Annotated in this window: 16 protein-coding genes and 1 riboswitch; of the genes, 11 read left to right on the top strand and 5 right to left on the bottom strand. The window is 40.1% G+C overall.

Annotated features, from left to right (window positions below; translation table 11 throughout):
- Position 1: 1 nt before the first annotated feature.
- The 4 genes from AC0VYV_RS21865 to mmuM all read left to right on the top strand — a co-directional run bounded on the left by AC0VYV_RS21865 (position 2) and on the right by mmuM (position 5,417).
- Complete coding sequence (locus AC0VYV_RS21865) at positions 2-1,177, top strand: GNAT family N-acetyltransferase (protein WP_475374312.1); 1,176 nt, start codon at positions 2-4, stop codon at positions 1,175-1,177.
- 414 nt (positions 1,178-1,591) lie between these two features.
- Complete coding sequence (locus AC0VYV_RS21860; RefSeq protein WP_475373134.1) at positions 1,592-2,824, top strand: SGNH/GDSL hydrolase family protein; 1,233 nt, start codon at positions 1,592-1,594, stop codon at positions 2,822-2,824.
- Positions 2,825-2,909: 85 nt separating this feature from the next.
- A riboswitch (SAM riboswitch) is annotated at positions 2,910-3,012 on the top strand.
- Positions 3,013-3,094: 82 nt separating this feature from the next.
- The gene (gene mmuP, locus AC0VYV_RS21855) at positions 3,095-4,498 is read left to right on the top strand and encodes an S-methylmethionine permease (RefSeq protein WP_475374311.1); all 1,404 of its coding nucleotides are present in this window, start codon (positions 3,095-3,097) and stop codon (positions 4,496-4,498) included.
- The gene (mmuM, locus tag AC0VYV_RS21850; RefSeq protein ID WP_475366233.1) at positions 4,473-5,417 is read left to right on the top strand and encodes a homocysteine S-methyltransferase; all 945 of its coding nucleotides are present in this window, start codon (positions 4,473-4,475) and stop codon (positions 5,415-5,417) included. The genes mmuP and mmuM overlap by 26 nt, the downstream gene beginning before the upstream one ends.
- A gap of 71 nt (positions 5,418-5,488) precedes the next feature.
- Here the strand turns inward: mmuM and AC0VYV_RS21845 are convergent, their stop codons facing one another.
- Entirely contained in the window at positions 5,489-6,211 is a 723-nt protein-coding gene (locus tag AC0VYV_RS21845) for a 3-ketoacyl-ACP reductase (protein WP_475374310.1), read from the bottom strand.
- A gap of 199 nt (positions 6,212-6,410) precedes the next feature.
- Here AC0VYV_RS21845 and AC0VYV_RS21840 point away from each other — a divergent pair, with 199 nt between their 5' ends.
- The 3 genes from AC0VYV_RS21840 (at position 6,411) to AC0VYV_RS21830 (ending at position 8,412) form a co-directional block, all read left to right on the top strand.
- Positions 6,411-7,835, top strand: a complete 1,425-nt coding sequence (locus tag AC0VYV_RS21840; RefSeq protein WP_283153259.1) for an aldehyde dehydrogenase family protein — start codon at positions 6,411-6,413, stop codon at positions 7,833-7,835.
- Between the two features lie 198 nt (positions 7,836-8,033).
- Entirely contained in the window at positions 8,034-8,201 is a 168-nt protein-coding gene (locus tag AC0VYV_RS21835) for a hypothetical protein (RefSeq protein WP_194218232.1), read from the top strand.
- Between the two features lie 73 nt (positions 8,202-8,274).
- Positions 8,275-8,412 carry a hypothetical protein gene (locus tag AC0VYV_RS21830; protein WP_475374309.1) on the top strand — a complete coding sequence of 46 codons (138 nt, stop codon included), beginning with the start codon at positions 8,275-8,277 and terminating at the stop codon, positions 8,410-8,412.
- Positions 8,413-8,454: 42 nt separating this feature from the next.
- Here AC0VYV_RS21830 and AC0VYV_RS21825 read toward each other — a convergent pair whose 3' ends face one another.
- From AC0VYV_RS21825 to AC0VYV_RS21815, 3 genes are read right to left on the bottom strand one after another with little or no spacing between them, the layout of a single operon-like run.
- Positions 8,455-9,834: a PTS ascorbate transporter subunit IIC gene (locus AC0VYV_RS21825; protein ID WP_475374308.1), complete on the bottom strand. Its 1,380-nt coding sequence runs from the start codon at positions 9,832-9,834 to the stop codon at positions 8,455-8,457.
- Between the two features lie 4 nt (positions 9,835-9,838).
- Positions 9,839-10,114, bottom strand: coding sequence for a PTS sugar transporter subunit IIB (locus AC0VYV_RS21820; RefSeq protein WP_160918338.1), 276 nt, complete (start codon positions 10,112-10,114; stop codon positions 9,839-9,841).
- Positions 10,115-10,128: 14 nt separating this feature from the next.
- Positions 10,129-12,234, bottom strand: coding sequence for a BglG family transcription antiterminator (locus tag AC0VYV_RS21815; protein ID WP_475374307.1), 2,106 nt, complete (start codon positions 12,232-12,234; stop codon positions 10,129-10,131).
- Between the two features lie 364 nt (positions 12,235-12,598).
- Here AC0VYV_RS21815 and AC0VYV_RS21810 point away from each other — a divergent pair, with 364 nt between their 5' ends.
- The 3 genes from AC0VYV_RS21810 to AC0VYV_RS21800 all read left to right on the top strand — a co-directional run bounded on the left by AC0VYV_RS21810 (position 12,599) and on the right by AC0VYV_RS21800 (position 15,562).
- The gene (locus AC0VYV_RS21810; protein ID WP_475374306.1) at positions 12,599-13,636 is read left to right on the top strand and encodes an aldose epimerase family protein; all 1,038 of its coding nucleotides are present in this window, start codon (positions 12,599-12,601) and stop codon (positions 13,634-13,636) included.
- 312 nt (positions 13,637-13,948) lie between these two features.
- On the top strand, positions 13,949-14,857 hold the full coding sequence (locus AC0VYV_RS21805; protein ID WP_475374305.1) for a DUF6612 family protein: 909 nt from the start codon (positions 13,949-13,951) through the stop codon (positions 14,855-14,857).
- Between the two features lie 72 nt (positions 14,858-14,929).
- Positions 14,930-15,562, top strand: coding sequence for a class D sortase (locus tag AC0VYV_RS21800; RefSeq protein ID WP_226615865.1), 633 nt, complete (start codon positions 14,930-14,932; stop codon positions 15,560-15,562).
- Positions 15,563-15,624: 62 nt separating this feature from the next.
- Here AC0VYV_RS21800 and AC0VYV_RS21795 read toward each other — a convergent pair whose 3' ends face one another.
- Positions 15,625-15,912: a hypothetical protein gene (locus tag AC0VYV_RS21795; protein WP_475374304.1), complete on the bottom strand. Its 288-nt coding sequence runs from the start codon at positions 15,910-15,912 to the stop codon at positions 15,625-15,627.
- A gap of 225 nt (positions 15,913-16,137) precedes the next feature.
- Here AC0VYV_RS21795 and AC0VYV_RS21790 point away from each other — a divergent pair, with 225 nt between their 5' ends.
- Positions 16,138-17,370 (top strand): dicarboxylate/amino acid:cation symporter, encoded by a 1,233-nt coding sequence (locus AC0VYV_RS21790; protein ID WP_475366225.1) that lies wholly within the window; start codon positions 16,138-16,140, stop codon positions 17,368-17,370.
- Positions 17,371-17,482: the final 112 nt, after the last annotated feature.

Below are 17,482 nucleotides of genomic sequence, written 5' to 3'. Positions count from 1 at the left end.
CATGCGAAGATTAGAAAAAAGCGAAGTAATTGATGCCGTACGACTTTCAGAATATGCTTTTCAATATAAAGTTCCTGATAAAGATTTAGAAGAAAAAATTAGGGGCTATAGTCAACATGAAATATGGGGAGATTTTGAAGGCGACGAGCTTGCCGCTAAGCTTCATTTAATTGATTTTGAAACATGGATTGCTGGGAAAAAGTTCGCTATGGGCGGTATTGCGTCGGTTGCAACATACCCTGAGCATAGAAGAGGTGGGAGAGTAGCACGTTTACTACAAAACGCCCTATTGGAAATGAAGAATAGAGGACAAACAATCTCTTTTCTCCATCCTTTCCAAATTTCCTTTTACCGTAAGTTTGGTTTTGAAGTTCTGAATGACTGGAAAAAGTTAAATTTTAAGAAGGAAGATTTCAAACTGTTACCACGTGTAAATGGTAAAGTTCGACGAATTGCACTAGAACACGTTTACGAAACGCTTAATCCAGTATATGAAGAATTTGCTAATCGATTTAATGGCATGCTTGTTCGAACGGAAAGCTGGTGGCGGGAACGGGTATATTCAGAAGGATTTCAGTTTGCGGGATATCGAAACGAAGAAGGCAGATTAACAGGATATGTGTACTATCAAGTAAAAGATCGTTCGATTGAGATAGAGGAATTGGTTTATTTGGATGGTGAGGCGAGACGAGGGCTTTGGAATTATATCTGTCAGCATGATTCCATGATTGATGATGGAACACTTCTGACGAATGTAGCCGATCAACTTCCTTTCTTGCTAAATAATCCTAAAGTGAAAACAATAGTTGAAGCCTATTTCATGGCACGAATCGTAGACGTAGAGAACTTTCTAAAACAGTATCCATTCAAGTTAGATAAGAATGAATCATTCTTTCTACATATTACAGATGAACATGCACAATGGAATAATGGGAGCTATCATATTAGCGCGGAGGGAGTTAATGTGTACAAGGGAGATAAAGAAAATGCCGCTTGTACGCATCCACCTAAACGTGGACTACGATGTAATATTAATACGTTGACAGCCCTTCTAACTGGCTATCAGATGCCGGAATTGCTTTATGAAGCAGGTTTACTGCAAGGACCAGAGAAGGAAGTAGCCATTCTGCAAAAAACAATACCGAATAGAGAAACGAATTTTATGGATTTCTTCTAATAAGTCCACCTTGGCCTGCTGCTTTCTCAATTGTTGAGGTAAATGAATTAATAATCGCTTTTGTTTAATTGAACCGTTTTTCATTAAAAAATCCCCTCTTTCAAATAATGAAAGAGGGGATTTTTTTGTTGATCTTCCTATGGACCGGATTTTTAAATTTATAATGTGCGAATCTTATCATCTTCTTTCCGTTTTAACTGTTCGTAATCTATATATCAGTTTGTTTGCATGTTTTTTACGTTAAAGCTCAAGCGGCTTCATTCTATAGGAATAAGGGTATGCTTCTTAATTAAGAATAGGAAACAAAGAGTGGTCGACCAACTGAGATTATTGGAAATATGCGAAGGCTTTTTTAACGGAAGCGCTTTGGAAGTCACAAGTTCAATAGAAAACAACATGAGAGGCGAGAAAACAATGACGCGAATAGGAATTGGCTTTATCATCATTGCACTCATTGGATCAATCAGTTTGGTAAGTGCTAAAGGATGGCCTTCATCAAATAATGGTGCATCAGAAGAGAGTGAATGGATCGGATCTTGGACAGCAAGCATGCAGGCGCCTGCTCAGGATGGAAACTCGCATGAAGGTTTTAAGGATCAAACAATCCGCTTAATACTTCGTCCCCATATGGATGGAGATCAAATGCGTATTCGACTGTCTAATGAATTTGGTTCATTACCTTTATCTATGAAAGAAGTAAGGGTTGCTGTCTCAAAAGAAGGTGCGAGCGTAGACGGCGAGACAGATCAAGTTATCACGTTTAACGGAGAGAAATCCGTTACAATTCCTCCAGGTGAAAAGCAGTATAGCGATTCGATTGAATTCCCTGTTGGTGCGGATCAGAATCTTGCTGTCAGTTTATCAGTAGATGGTGAGACTGGACCTACAACATGGCATCAGCGTTCAAACCAAACGGTGTACATGTCGGAGGAAGGGAATCATGCTGGGGATGCGGAAGGTACATCATACACTTCAAAAGAAGAAGCCTGGTTCTGGCTAGATCGATTAGAGGTGGTTTCAAATAATTCAGTAGATGGTGCACTCGTCATAATGGGGAGTTCAATAGCGAATGGCAATTATTCAACTATGAATGCGAATAACAGATGGCCAGACTATCTTGCCAATCGAATGAATGAAGAAGAAGCTCAAGTGAACATGTCTGTCTTGAATGCAGGGGTATCTGCGAATCATTTAATTAATAGCGAAGAAGGAAAAGGCGAGAACGCATTAGCTAGATTAGATCGAGATGTTTTAAGCCAGGAAGGGATAAAAGCGGTTCTATTGCACGAAGGTATAAATGATTTAAGACACTATCCTGAATATGATTCAGAGAAAATCATTGATCGAATGAAAGCAATTATTAAAGCAACTCATGAAAAGGGTCTTGATATTTATGGAGGGACGTTAACACCATATAAAGATTCCGATATGTATACAGAAGAAGGGGAGAAAACACGTCAGGAAGTTAACGAATGGATCCGGACAAGCGGAGCCTTCGATGATGTAATTGATTTTGATAAAGCATTGAGAGATCCTAACGATCCTGCGAAATATCTCTCGAAGTACGATTCTGGAGATCATTTGCACCCAAATGATGAAGGGTACGAGAAGATGGCAGATACGGTTGATTTATCGATGCTTGAATGAATTAGGACTTTTTATCTAAGTTAACATAAATAGTTAACGCCATTGACAATAACTTGAATAATTGATATTTTTATTAAAATATATTTTCTTATCCAGAGAGGTGGAGGGACTGGCCCTTTGAAACCTCAGCAACAGGTCCATCGGATACTGTGCTAACTCCAGCGGGTGATAAACCTGATAGATGAGAGCCCTCGGTTTTATTTTGTCAGCAACGCACTCATTTTGGGTGCGTTTTTTTGTTTTCTGGATGGAAAAGTAAGGAGAAATAAGATGGAAAGCAAGCATGGTTTTCAAAGGGAAATGAAGTCAAGACATGTGGTGATGCTCTCACTAGGAGGGGTCATAGGTACAGGGTTGTTTCTAAGCTCTGGTTATACGATCCAGCAAGCTGGTCCTATTGGAACGATACTCTCTTACTTGGTTGGAGCATTGGTGGTTTACCTTGTAATGCTATGTTTGGGAGAGCTTTCGGTACATATGCCTGAAACAGGTGCTTTTCATAGCTATGCCGCTAAATATATTGGAGGAGGAACCGGTTATACGGTTGCGTGGTTGTATTGGCTAACCTGGACAGTAGCGCTAGGGTCTGAGTTTACAGCGGCTGGAATGTTAATGCAGCGATGGTTTCCGTTCATCAGCGTATGGGTATGGAGCGCGTTGTTTGCAGGGGTGATCTTTGTTGTTAACGTCTTAACAGTTAAATTTTTTGCAGAAACGGAATTTTGGTTTGCTTTAGTAAAAGTGTTGGCGATCGTGCTGTTTATTATCATAGGTGCAGCGTCCATCGTAGGGTTTATTCCAATGGACTCTGGAACAAACGCTTCATTATTCTCGAACTTTACAGATGAAGGAATTTTTCCAAATGGGGCATTCGCCATTTTAATGACGATGCTGGCAGTGAATTTTGCTTTTTCTGGTACAGAACTTATTGGTATTGCAGCGGGAGAAACATCAGATCCTGAACAAACCATCCCAAGGGCTATTCGCACAACATTAATTCGGTTAATTCTATTCTTTGTCGGTTCAATTTTTATCTTATCAGCTCTTCTACCCGCTTCGGAAGCAGGAGTGTTAGAAAGTCCATTTGTAGCTGTGCTCGAACGAATTGGTGTTCCATTTGCAGCTGATATTATGAATTTTGTTATCCTAACGGCCATTCTATCGGCTGCAAACTCAGGGTTATATGCTTCATCAAGAATGCTCTGGTCACTTTCGAACAAGCAAACGATATCGCCTGTTTTTGCTAAGCTCAACAAAAATGGTGTCCCTCTTAACGCTGTGATTTTTAGTATGGTGGGTGGAGCACTTGCGTTATTTTCAAGCATTATTGCACCAGATACTGTTTATGTTGTTCTAGTCTCTATTTCTGGACTTGCCGTTGTTGTCGTATGGATGAGTATTAGCGCCTCACAGTTTCTTTTTAGAAAGAGGTACTTAAAAGAAGGAAATTCATTGAAAGAGCTCGGTTATCGCACACCTTTTTATCCTGTTGTTCCAGCTCTAGCTTTCTTACTATGTCTTGCTTCACTGTTAGGCATTGCTTTTGATCCTACCCAGCGAGTAGCGCTTTATTGTGGAATACCGTTCATTGCGCTGTGCTATGGAAGTTATTATTTAACAAAACGAGTAAAGAAAAGGGGGATAATTGATGCTACAAAAACACAATCCTATTAATGCTATTTTAGAAGATTTTAATATTGTGATATTGGACGGGGCTCTTGCGACAGAGCTTGAAAAATATGGGTGCGACTTAAATGATCCGCTATGGTCTGCTCGCGTCTTGCTTGAAAATCCAGAGCTCATCTATCAGGTTCATTTAGATTATTTTCGAGCAGGGGCTGACTGTGGGATAACATCAAGTTATCAGGCTACGATCGAGGGGCTGAAATCTCGAGGTCTGAATGAAGAGGAAGCAGTAGAACTAATTAAGAAAACCGTCCTTCTTGCCCGTAAAGCACGCGACGATTTCTGGGAACGAGAGGCTCATTTGAATCGTCCCAAACCTTTTATTGCCGCTTCCGTAGGCCCATATGGCGCATACCTGGCTGATGGATCTGAGTATCGAGGCGATTATCACGTTAGCGATGAGATGCTTATCGCATTTCATCGACCAAGAATAGAAGCATTGATCAGTGCAGGAGCTGATATAGTAGCTTTTGAAACAATTCCATCTTTTCAAGAAGCGAAAGTTTTAGGATCATTGATACAAGAGTTTCCTGATACTCATGCCTGGCTGTCATTCACCATTCAAAATGAAGAAAAAATTAGCGATGGTACTGCTTTAAAAGAATGTTCCAGATATTTTGAGGAGAACGAACAAATAGCTGCGATTGGTATCAACTGTGCTTCTCCATCGTTTGTGACAAGAGTGGTAAAGGAGATAGCTGGTCAAACGGATAAGCCAATTATTGTCTATCCAAACTCTGGAGAAGTCTATGAATCGAATTCAAAAACGTGGCAGGGGAATGAAACGTGTGATGAGATCGTAGATGGATCAAAAGAATGGTTTCAAGCAGGAGCGCGGTTAATTGGAGGATGCTGTCGTACAAGTCCGGAAGAGATCGAACGACTTTATGGAAAGTGGAGAGGTTGAACTTTTTTTCATAATGAAATAAAAGTCGGTCAGAGTGGCTTAATGACCGACTTTTACTTAATAAATTTAGCTTAAAACGGATTCGTCGCCCACTGCAATGACTGCTTGATGAAAATGCGAGGGTGCAATTTCAACTGGCCAACCATATATTCAGCGAGATCTTCAGGTTGCATATACTTTTCCTTATCCTGTTCGTCGAGCTTGTCGCCGAAGACGAGTTCAGTAGCAACAAGGCTTGGATTTAGTGTGAAGACGCGAATATTATTTCGGCGAACTTCTTGCATGAGGGCTTCGGTCATGCCCTGGATGGCAAACTTAGAAGCACTATAAGATGTTGAGCCAGCTGTTCCTTTTAGGCCGCTACTTGACGAGATTGTGATAATATCACCGCTATCATTATCGATCATTTGTGGAAGAACAGCCCGCGTTACATGATACGTCCCGTAAACATTCACTTCGAGAGTTTCCTTCCAGTCATCGGGCTCCATTTCTAAGAATGAGCCATATCGCCCCATACCAGCATTATTGATCAGAATATCTGCCGAGCCGAGGTCGTTTTTTAAGTGATCAACGGCTTTATTAACTTCATCAATCTCTGCAATGTTAGCAGGAGCAACAACGGCTTTAATACCGTAAGATTCTGCTTCCGCAGCGACTTCTTTTAGCTTGCTTTCTGTTCTGGCAATCAAGCCAACATGAACCCCTTCACTTGCAAGCTGAAGAGCCGTCGCACGTCCGATACCGCTACTTGCCCCAGTAATATAAGCGATTTTACCCTTAATGGATTGTCCCATAATTGATCATCCTTTCTTCACGTCTCTATCTAATAGTCTAAAGCTAGCATACCCAGAATTCAAAAATAAGCAATCGCTTACTAAAATTCATAAAAGCATCCGTATGTTTAACTATAGTCCTTAACGGTTACAGTTACTGTGGAAGCAGAGATAAGCTAAATGATATAAATCGATTAAACATAAAAAGGAGTTTTACATCATGCGTAACCAATTAAAACATTACATTAACGGCGAATGGGTTGAATCTACAGGTTCAGAAACACATGACGTAATCAATCCAGCAACAGAAGAAGTCATCGGCAAGATTAGTTTGGGAACGAAAGAAGATTTGGATAAAGCAGTTAAAGCAGCTCGTGCGGCATTCCCTTCTTTTTCTCAAACAAGTCGAGAAGAACGTGTGAAAATGCTTGAAGATATCGCGGCAGAATACGCGAACCGTAAAGAAGAAATTATTGACGTGATTACACAAGAACTAGGTTCTCCTCGATCCATTTCAGAGAAAGTTCATTACAATATGGGCTATCAACATTTCTCTGAAGCAGCGAAAGCACTGAAAGAGTATTCTTTCTCAGAAGATCGTGGCGATCATACAATCTTTAAAGAAGCAGTTGGTGTAAGTGGCCTTATTACACCTTGGAACTTCCCGACAAACCAATCGTCTACTAAGATTGCGAGTGCATTTGCAGCAGGTAGTCCAGTTGTCTTAAAACCAGCTGAAATCACACCATTTGCTGCAATTATTTTAACAGAGATCTTTGATAAAGTTGGCGTACCTAAAGGCGTATTTAACCTTGTGAACGGTACAGGCGAAACGATCGGTGACGGCATTAGCTCACACCCTGATATCGATTTTGTTTCGTTTACAGGATCAGCAGGCGTTGGTGAAAAAGTAATGAAAAACGCGGCAGAAACAATCAAGACAGTGGCACTTGAACTTGGAGGTAAATCTCCATTTGTCATGCTTGAAGATGCGGACATTACAAAAGCTGCTAAAGCTGCTGTAAGCCACATTGCAACAAACTCTGGTCAAGTATGTTCCGCTGGTACTAGAATGATTGTTCCTGCTTCTAGAAAAGAAGAATTTGAAGAAGCGGTAAAAAATGTTCTTCCTGAATTCCCAGTTGGCGATCCGAATGGAAACAACTATGTAGGACCACTTGTTTCTGAAAAGCAGTGGAATACCGTGCAGTCTTATATTCAAAAAGGAATTGACGAAGGCGCGACACTCATCGCAGGTGGAACTGGTAAGCCAGAAGGTCTTGAAAAGGGCTATTACGCACAACCAACTATCTTTACAGACGTGAAGAATGACATGGTCATTGCGCAAGAAGAGATCTTTGGACCAGTTATGTCGATCATCACATATGAAACAATTGATGAAGCGATCGAAATTGCAAATGACGTTGTATATGGCCTGGCAGGTTATGTCTTTGGTGAAGATAAAGAAACGCTTCGCAAAGTTGCAACAAGCATCCGTGCTGGACGAATTAAAGTGAACAATGCAGATATGGACTTTGCAGCACCATTTGGTGGTTACAAGCAATCCGGTATCGGACGCGAGTGGGGAGACTTCGGAATTGAAGAGTACCTTGAAACGAAAGCCGTACTAGGATTCCCTTCTTAAGTGAATTTGATAAATTATGAAAGAGAGCAGTTGCCATAATGGCAGCTGCTCTTTTTTTGGTTGGGTTGTAGATAAAAGTCGCAGAAATCACTTATTAAGGTCTGTAAAGAAACAACAAAACCTTTTAATTTTGCTCACAACTCCATGTTAGACGTAAGAAATGATAAATTAGTTTTGTATGAATTTAGGAGGTGCGAGATGTTTCTCTTTTTTCTTATCGTAGCGAGCAGCGTAGTTGGACTTATATTGTTGCCATTGAATGAGATCGGACTCATTATTGGATTTGGTATTATCGTAGGTTGCTTGCTTCGAGGGCTTTATTTGCTTCATGAAATTAATCGTAAGCTTGATCGGGAAAAGATGTGATAGTCTGTAAACTGTTCTTTTAAATGGAATCGACTATAAAGGTGCTAAGTTTTTATTAATCCAAGAGTTAGAGATGTCCATTAGAAAGAGTTTAATCTTTGGCACGCAAATTGGAGTGGCTGATTTTTCAACGTTAGAGAGAAAGTATTTCCAATGGCTAGGATCAGCTAGTTTATATGGTAACTGCGGAAAAGTATTTGGCGTAGTATAAAAGAGACCATCCCTTTAACTAGGGATGGTCTCTTTCAATCATCTACATAGCTTCATGTTTTTCTTCTAAATTATTCTTCGTTGAAGAACGTTTAATTAAGCTAGTCCCTACAAATACAGCAATTAGTATCGCAGCAACGATCACAAGGAATAGAACGTTAGAAGATAGCAGTTCAATCAAGCCTCCGAGAAGGAGTCCAACTACACCGAAATCTGAATCTCCGAACGTCGTTCCTTGAAAACCAAGTGAACCAAGCACTGGCAGAAGTAGTGCTGGTAAGAAACTGATGATTACACCATTTGCCATCGAGCCAAATACTGCTCCTTTACGCCCGCCAGTCGCATTACCGAATACGCCAGCTGCGGCACCGGTAAAGAAGTGAGGCACAAGACCTGGGACAATCACTTTTAGACCTAAGATCGGTAGAAGGAACATGCTGAGAAGTCCTGCGACAAAGCTAAAGAAGAAACCGATGATGACCGCATTGTTTGCGAATGGGAACACAGATGGGGCATCAAGTGCTGGAATCGCATTAGGTACGACTTTATCTGCAATTCCTTTAAAGGCCGGCACGATCTCAGATAGGAGCATTCTTACACCCGCTAAAATGATGTACACTCCAGCTGCAAACGTTAACGCTTGCATAAATGAGAAGACTAAGAAGTTTGTTCCACCGCTTAGCTCGGATTCGATGAACGCAGGCCCTGTGAAAAGAGCGACTACGAAGAAGAGAATCGCCATCGTAAGAGAAACGGATACAGATGTGTCTCGCAAGAAATTAAAAGACTTAGGTACTTTAATTTCCTCAGTAGATTTAGAGTTTTTACCAACTGCTTTTCCGACAGCAGCTGCGATTAGATAACCGAATGAGCCAAAGTGGCCGATTGCGAAATCATCGCTACCTGTAATTTTTCTTGTGTAAGGTTGCAGTAAGGCAGGTAAGAGGACCATCAGAGAACCAAGAATAATTGAACCAGTGACGATCATTGTTACGCCGCTAAAGCCACCAGTTGAAAGAATAACAGCAATCAGACATGCCATGAACATGGTGTGATGACCAGTTAAGAAGATATACTTAAAAGGGGTAATGCGTGCTAGAAGAATGTTTGCTACCATTCCGAAAAGCATAATCATCGCTGTTTCTGCGCCGAACGCATCCTGTGCTAATGCAACAATCGCTTCATTATTCGGAATGATTCCTTGAATTTCAAAAGCGTGATCAAACATACTACTAAAGTTATCAAGGGAGGCGACAAGCACGCCAGCGCCTGCCCCCAGAATGACAAATCCCATGATCGTTTTTAATGTTCCTGATATAACATTTGCGACGTCTTTCTTTTGAAGAAGGAGACCAATAAGGGCAAATAACCCTACAAGAATCGCCGGTGTTCCTAGAATATCTTTCATTATAAGATCGACCATGATGTTATGCCCCTTTCAAATTTGCTTCAATCGCCGTTCTTAGTTCCTTTTTATCCATCAAATTATTTAGCTTAATGACATTTCGCTTGCCGTCTTCTAGATTTTCAACAATCTCTGTTGAGCCTAAGAAGTAATCGGCGTTTTCAGATTTACTAGTTGTGAGATCTGTATGATCAACCTCAGCTTCAATTCCAAGCTCGTTTAGAATACTTTTCACGTTCATTTCTACGATAAAGCTGCTTCCTAGTCCATTACCACATACAACAAGAATTTTTTTCATTTTTATTCTCTCCCTTAGTTTGAGTATTTTGATACGAGTTTAATAATTTCTTCTTTTTCCTCTGCACCATAAATCATTTCTAGGTTTTCTTCTTCTGACAGCAGCTCCGAAAGTTGAGCAAGAGCTTTTAGGTGCGTTTCGTTATCTACTGCAGCGAGTACGATTAACAACTTTACCTGATGCTTTTCTTTAGATGAAAAGGGAACCTCTTGATCTAATCGAAGCAAGCTCATACCAACCGTATTCACACCTTCTTCTGGACGGGCATGAGGAATAGCGATTCCTGGAGCGATGACTACATAAGGCCCCAAATCTTCTACATTTTTGATCATGGCATCGATATAAGAAGAGGTGATTTGCTCTGTCGCAAGGAGCGGCAGAGCTGCTGTTTTGATCGCTTCTTTCCAATCTGCTGTCTGCGTAGCAAATTGAATGGTTTCTTCATGTAGTAAGTCATTTAACATAGGTCGTTCAAACCTTTCTATTGATAAGCTGGTTGGTGATGGAGCAAATAACTGATGTAATTCATTTCTTAGTTCTTTCTCATTCGTAATCGTGCCATGTTTTTTCATGATTTCAACGATCACATCTGGGTTCAAGTCAGTTTCTTCATGAGAAGTTGTTTGTACTTCCTCCATCCAATGAAGGATTTTCTCTTTTCCCTGCTGTGTCAAAATGGGATTCACCGTTAAGACAGGTAACGTGTCATGTTCCAATGATGATGTTGAGAAGACATAATCCACGTCGTAGTGGTTTTGTATGAATTGTCTTCTTGATACTGTCCCGATGACTTCCACATTTGTGAGAAGCTTTTCAAGCTGTCCTCTTAAAATATTTGATGTACCAATTCCTTTTTCACAAACGATAATCGCTTTTCCGAACGTCACTTCCGGAAGCTCTTCCTTCTGCATCCATGCTCCAAAGTGCATCGCTAGATAAGCGAGCTCATCATCTGGTAGCTTTTGAGACATCATCAATTCGATCGGCCAAACGGCACGTTTCGTAATGGAAAAGACATCTGGATATTCCTGTTGTACCGACTCTGTTAGTTCGTTTGTAATTGGAACATGATATTTCAATCGATAGTACGTTGGTTTAAGGTGAAGAAAAAGAGCTTCCTCTAGTTCATTGCGCTGTTCGAATAAGACACAAGCGTAAACTTGAAATTCATTAACGATCTCTCTAACAACTTTTCTAAGCTTGTTACTTTCAAGGCTACCAACAGTGCCTACTTCAGAATAATTGACCCTTGAGCCAAGAAGGTGCATCGTGATAAAACCTATCTCATCCATTGATAGTGAGAGTTTGAATTGAACTTTTAATTCTTTTGCAATGCTCTTTGCTGCTTCAAATTCTCTCGTTGAACAAACAGCGTGTTTTTCATCTGGATCGAGCTGGATGCGATGCTCGCCTTTCAAACGTTGAAGAAGAACGACAAGCTGAATGGCTAGAACATGGATCGTATCGTCCGTTAGCTCTACTTTTAGAATCGGCTCAGCATTCATAATGATTTGCTTCATCGGTATGAGGTGCGAATAGGTGTGTTCATCACCGTTCTTTAAGAGCGGATAAAGAAAATTCGTCATTTCGGTTAATTGTCCGTTGGTGAGAACCTCGGACAGAAAACGACTCAATATTCTCCGCTTGTTTTCCTCTTTACCTTCCACAACATAGCCGGTTGTTCTTTCAAATTGTAAAGTTAATGTTTCCTCGGCCAGAACTTTTTTCACAAGCTTTAAGTCCTTAGCGACTGTGCCGCGACTTACTTGAGTACGTTCCATAAAGTTCTGCATAAAGACTGGTTTATCGTTTGTTAAGAGTTCAACGCCAATTAAGGTGATGCGTTCCGGTTGAGAATAGTGGTACTGCCATTCTTTTAGTTCCTTCATCAATTTAGGAACGGTCTGTTTGGTCTCTTCAGAGAGATAGTATCCCATTCCTTGTTTAGTTTGGATAATGGGTAGCTTGTTCTCATCTAGCCAATCGTTAATTTTTTGTAGGTCATAATGGACCGTTCGTTTTGATATTCCTAATTGGTCAATGACATGATCTACCGTAACTAACTCTGTTGCATTCACGAGCTTTGTTAGTAAAAATGTGCTTCTTTCATCAAGTGACATGGAGATCTCCAACTCCCTTACAATTGCAAAATGATACGGATGAAACAAATCATGATTTGATATTGCTAAGTATATAGGCGATAGGGTTAATATGAAAGGGTTTGCAATGTGTTGTTTTTGTATTTTGTCAATTTGCAAAAGTGAACAGATGTGAAATTGGAATGTGTTTGAAGAGAGAAATTCGAATCAAATTCTAGAAAGAACCGTATATGTATGGAGTCAGTAGATTAACAAATAGGTAGGTGATATACTAACCAAAGAATTAAAAGAATCGATTCATTCTTTGGTTTTTCCACCCCCAATTTTCTAGAACCTTTTTAGATAATAGTCTTATAACTTCGCTTTATAAGGAGATGGAATACTTATGAACATATCCCAAGAAAACTTTGGAACGTTAAATGGTCAGGATGTAACATTATTTAAGTTGCAAACGAAAAGTGGTTTTGAAATTTCTTGTATTGATTATGGTTGCATTATTACTCGCATTCTCAGCCCAAATAAGAATGGACAACTTGAAAATATAGTACTTGGTTATGACACTTTGGAAGAGTATCTAACTTGTTCCAATTATTTTGGGGCCGTTATTGGGAGAGTAGCTGGAAGAATTGAAGGCGGTTCCTTTGAATTGGGTGGAAAAGAATTTCAATTACATAAAAACGATGCTAACAACCATCTTCATGGAGGCAGTAGAGGGTTTAATAGCGCAATTTGGAAATCCAAAGTGATTGAAAATGATCATGATGAGGGGACTATTGAATTTAAATATCATAGTGCTGATGGAGAAGAAGGTTATCCGGGCAATGTAGAAGTTGTTGTACGTTATACATTAAACAATCAAGATGAATTAACGATTCATTACAGTGCTACTTCTGACAAAGATACGATCATGAATTTAACAAACCATACTTATTTTAATTTAAGTGGGGATTTGAAGGAAGATGTGTTGAATCATTCTTTAAAGTTGAAAAGCAATTACTACCTAGAGTTAAACCGTGACATGATACCGACTGGAAAGCTATTAAATGTGCAGGGAACGTCTTTTGATTTTCGAGACGGGAAAAAATTGAGTGAGGGTGTGAATAATCCTCATGAGCAGAATTTATTAGTAGGTGAAGGGTATGACCATCCTTTTATTCTTGAAGATCATCAAGAAATTGTATTAAGTTCTGCAGGACGGAAGCTGACCGTTGAAACGAGCGAGCCTTGTGTTGTGCTATATACAGGCAACAGCATAAGGGAAGGTTTCAAGATAAGAGAGGTTCCTTCAAAAAAATATTTAGGGGTATGTCTTGAGACGCAAAAACATCCCAACGCTATTAATCAACCAGAATTTCCGTCTGTTGTGCTAAGTGAAAACACACCATATGAATCAAAAACACGCTATAAATTTCAAACGAGGTAACCATAAATCCTCATCAAGTCCTTTTATATACAATGGTGTTACAAGTACTATTTGTATCTCGTATAGGATCTATCTTGATGTTATTGGAATCTTTTCTGATTCGTTATAGTTTGTCTCTCAAAACCAAGAAGTCTTTTATTCGGAGGCTCCTTGGTTTTTTTCATAAAAAAATGTTTCGATTCATTTGAACTGGGAAATTAAGGTATAGGTGAAAGAAACTGGTGATTCAAAAGACCATCAGGTAGTTCCATACATAATGCAACGTCAGATCCCTAGCCTTCTCTTGCCAAAAAAATGAATTGGAGTGTTTGGATGTTAAAGAAGTTAGCCCCACTATCGTTAGCGGCAGTTGTTTTTGTAGGTGCCCCGTTTCACACCTCTGCAAAGGAAATGAGTGCGACGGACATTCTAAAGCAGTCGAATGAAGCAATGACTGAAATCGAGAGCTATTCTACAAAAACAAATATGGAACAGTCGATTCCTCTTAAAGGTGAAACGATGTCCATTTCTAGCGAATCTGAAGCGGACATAACGCTGAAGCCTTTCGCAATGCATCAGGTTGTGACAACACAATCGCCTGAGGAAGGTGAAGTCTCACTAGAGTCTTATTGGACAGAGGAAGGTTTCTATCAGGAAGATCCTGAAAAGGGCTGGATTAAGATGCCTGAAGAACTGACGCAAGGTTTAGAAGAGCTTCAAAGCATGACGATGGTGGAAGGTCAGATGTCGCAAGCCGAAGAACTTGGTGAAGAGATGAGCGTTGAAGAAACTGGCGAAGGATTCGTTTTAACATATGAGGGCGATGGCAAGACGTTAATGGAAGCATCTATGAAGATGTTTGAAGAGAGTATGTCAGGTGAAGACTCCGGGTCAATGAAAGGACTTATGGAGCAGATGACGATTAATGATTTTAACTATGAAGTGACGATCGATAAAGAGACTTATTACATGAAGCAATTAACAATGGACATTGATATGGATATGGAAATCGAGGGAGAAAGCATGAATATGACTCAATCGATGGAAATGTCGGTAGACAACTATAACGGTGTTGATGAAATTACCGTTCCAGCTAATGTGATTGATTCGGCGAAGCCATTGGAGGGCGGACAAATGCCTGAAACGGCTACTGCCAATCCTATGCTTGCCTTAGGTGGAGCGTCTCTAGTTGTAATAGCAGGCGGCCTATTGGTTTTCAGAAGGAAAACACGTACTCAATAATCTGTTGTGAAGAACCGCAAAGCATGATGCGGTTTTTTCCCTTTCTATAGGACGAGCAATTGAGGTGGAGAAATGAACAAAGTTTATGTTGTTTTGATGTGTGCAGGTCTATTTATAGCAGCCTTCTATGGCTATGAGTGGTGGCAGTCCACGCAAGCAGTTGAGCAAGTAGCTGCTGAAGAGACGGAGCAGTGGAATACCGAAGAAGCAAGCACAGTTCAGGAAATAGAAACGACTAGTAGCCAATCAAAAGAGCAAGACGTGATAATGACTAATGAAATAAATGCTAATGAGAAGGGCGAGGAAGTTGGTCGACTAATTATCCCTGCAATTGAAAAAGGATTTACTACTTATTGGGGAACAGATGAAGAAACGTTAAGTCAAGGTGTTGGGATGTACGTAAGTCAGTATACAACGACACCTGATCAGGGCCGCCATACCGTATTAAGTGGACATCGGGACACCGTTTTCACTGGTTTGAATAATGTTCAGAAAGATGATCCAATCTTTTTTGAATTCGATGGAAAACGATATGAGTACATCGTTGTCGGAATAAAGGTTGTTGATGAGGACGACAGGACGGTTATTGTCGACAAAGAAGAGGCGACATTAACGTTAACGACGTGCTATCCTTTTGAATTCATTGGGCACGCCCCTGAACGATATGTGATTCAATCTGAACTAGTGAACGTGATGGATATGTAGGTAACCCCGCCAGATAAACGAATGAAGCATATAAAAAAGTCCTGCCGTCTAGCAGGACTTTTTTATATGCGGGAAAGGGATGTAGATGGTCGTAAACGCGGTCTGATCTCTTGGACAAGATGATCGCCTTTTCCTAATTCATTTAATTGTAATAAAGTATGCGCAATGTTTTCTTCTACTTCATACGTTAGCCCTGTGTTGTAATCAATTAGAAAATACACCTTTCCATCTTCAACTGTTCCGGATAAGAGCTCATACTTATCGTATTCAAAATGGACCTCTGTTCCGTATTGGGTCATCTCAAGATACGTTTCGAAAGGGGTGACGGGGAATACTTCTAATTTACTCATGTTCATCCTCCAGCTATTTAATAGATTTTAATAAGCAGTCTATCCGAGTTTATCCTTCTCTATACATGAAAAAAGAGATTTAAAGAATGAAAGTTTTGTAGAGTGGGTTATGCTCAGATATTTGGAGGTTAAAGCTAAGATTTTGACTTATAGCTTATAGTGCTGTATCTTATTCCCTAGTAATTATATATGAATAATTAACATTCCTTTATTAGGAGGGAAATTATGAAGAATGTAATGAGAGGCTATTTGAATGCTTCGTTAATAGTAAAAATCACCGTTGCGCTAGTTCTCGGTATTATAGTTGGTCTTGTTTTTGGCAAGGATGCGGCCATTCTCGCTCCGCTTGGAGATTTATTAATTAAATTGCTATCGTTTCTTATTATCCCATTAATTCTATTTACATTGATTGTTGGTGTCAATCAAACGAAATTGAATAATCTCGGCCGTATGGGAGGTAAGGTGTTTCTATACTATGTTTTAACATCTGCTTTAGCTATCATCGTTGGACTAACAGTAGCGACATTATTTAATCCAGGTGCAGGATTATCAATCGATCCTAACCAATCATTTGACGTTCCGGATAATCCTGGGATTGTAAGTGTTCTTTTAAATATCGTACCATCAAACATCGTTACAGCGTTTAACGAGATGAACCTACTTGGAATTATTTTTACTGCTTTTGCTTTTGGTATCGCGATTTCTGCGCTGCGAAACTCAGAAGAACACGGTCAGCTCGGTGAGCACCTATATAAAGTAGTTGAAGGCTTGAATGAAGCGACTTTTAAAATTATGAATGTGATTCTGCAGTACGTTCCAATCGGAATTTTTGCAATCATTGCGAAAACAATTGGAAATCAGGGGTTGGATACGATTCTCTCGCTCGGAAACATGATCGCTGTCCTTTATATTGCTTTAATTGTACAGATCGGAATATATGTACTGTTCTTGCTATTCTTCAAAGTAAGTCCGAAAGAATTTTTTAGTAATGCAAGTAAGCCGATGATCACCGCTTTTGTTACGCAAAGTAGCTCTGGCACATTGCCACTTACGATGAACGCGGCGAAAGGGCTAGGAGTTTCGAAAAGTTTATATAGTTTTAGTTTGCCACTAGGTGCCACGATTAATATGGATGGAGCGGCAATCCGAATTGCGATATCTGCGGTGTTCGCTGCAAATGTCGTTGGCTCACCGCTAAGCTTTACAGACATGTTGATGGTCGTCATCGTTGGAACACTTGCCTCAATTGGTACAGCAGGTGTCCCTGGTGCAGGAATCGTCATGATCGCCACCGTGTTTGCTCAGGTTGGGTTACCGATGGAAACCGTTGCTTTATTAACAGCCGTGGATGCCTTAGTTGGAATGGGTGCCACTGGTCTTAATGTAACGGGAGATCTTGTTGGTGCTTCGATTATTAATCGAAAAGAAAGATTGGCAAAAGGGAAGACAGCTGAGTAATAAAAAGTCGGGCGATGCCTGGCTTTTTTTCTGCTAAATTTTATCTTAAAAAGGATAAAGACGATAGTGCATGTATTTGTATCCGCTTCCTAAAAAAATTCAGGCTAAATCT

It is taken from the genome of Anaerobacillus sp. QJM3NY_17 (assembly GCF_056173665.1).
The sequence above is the reverse complement of the archived record's forward strand: the minus strand, read 5'-3'. Positions and strand labels throughout refer to the sequence as shown.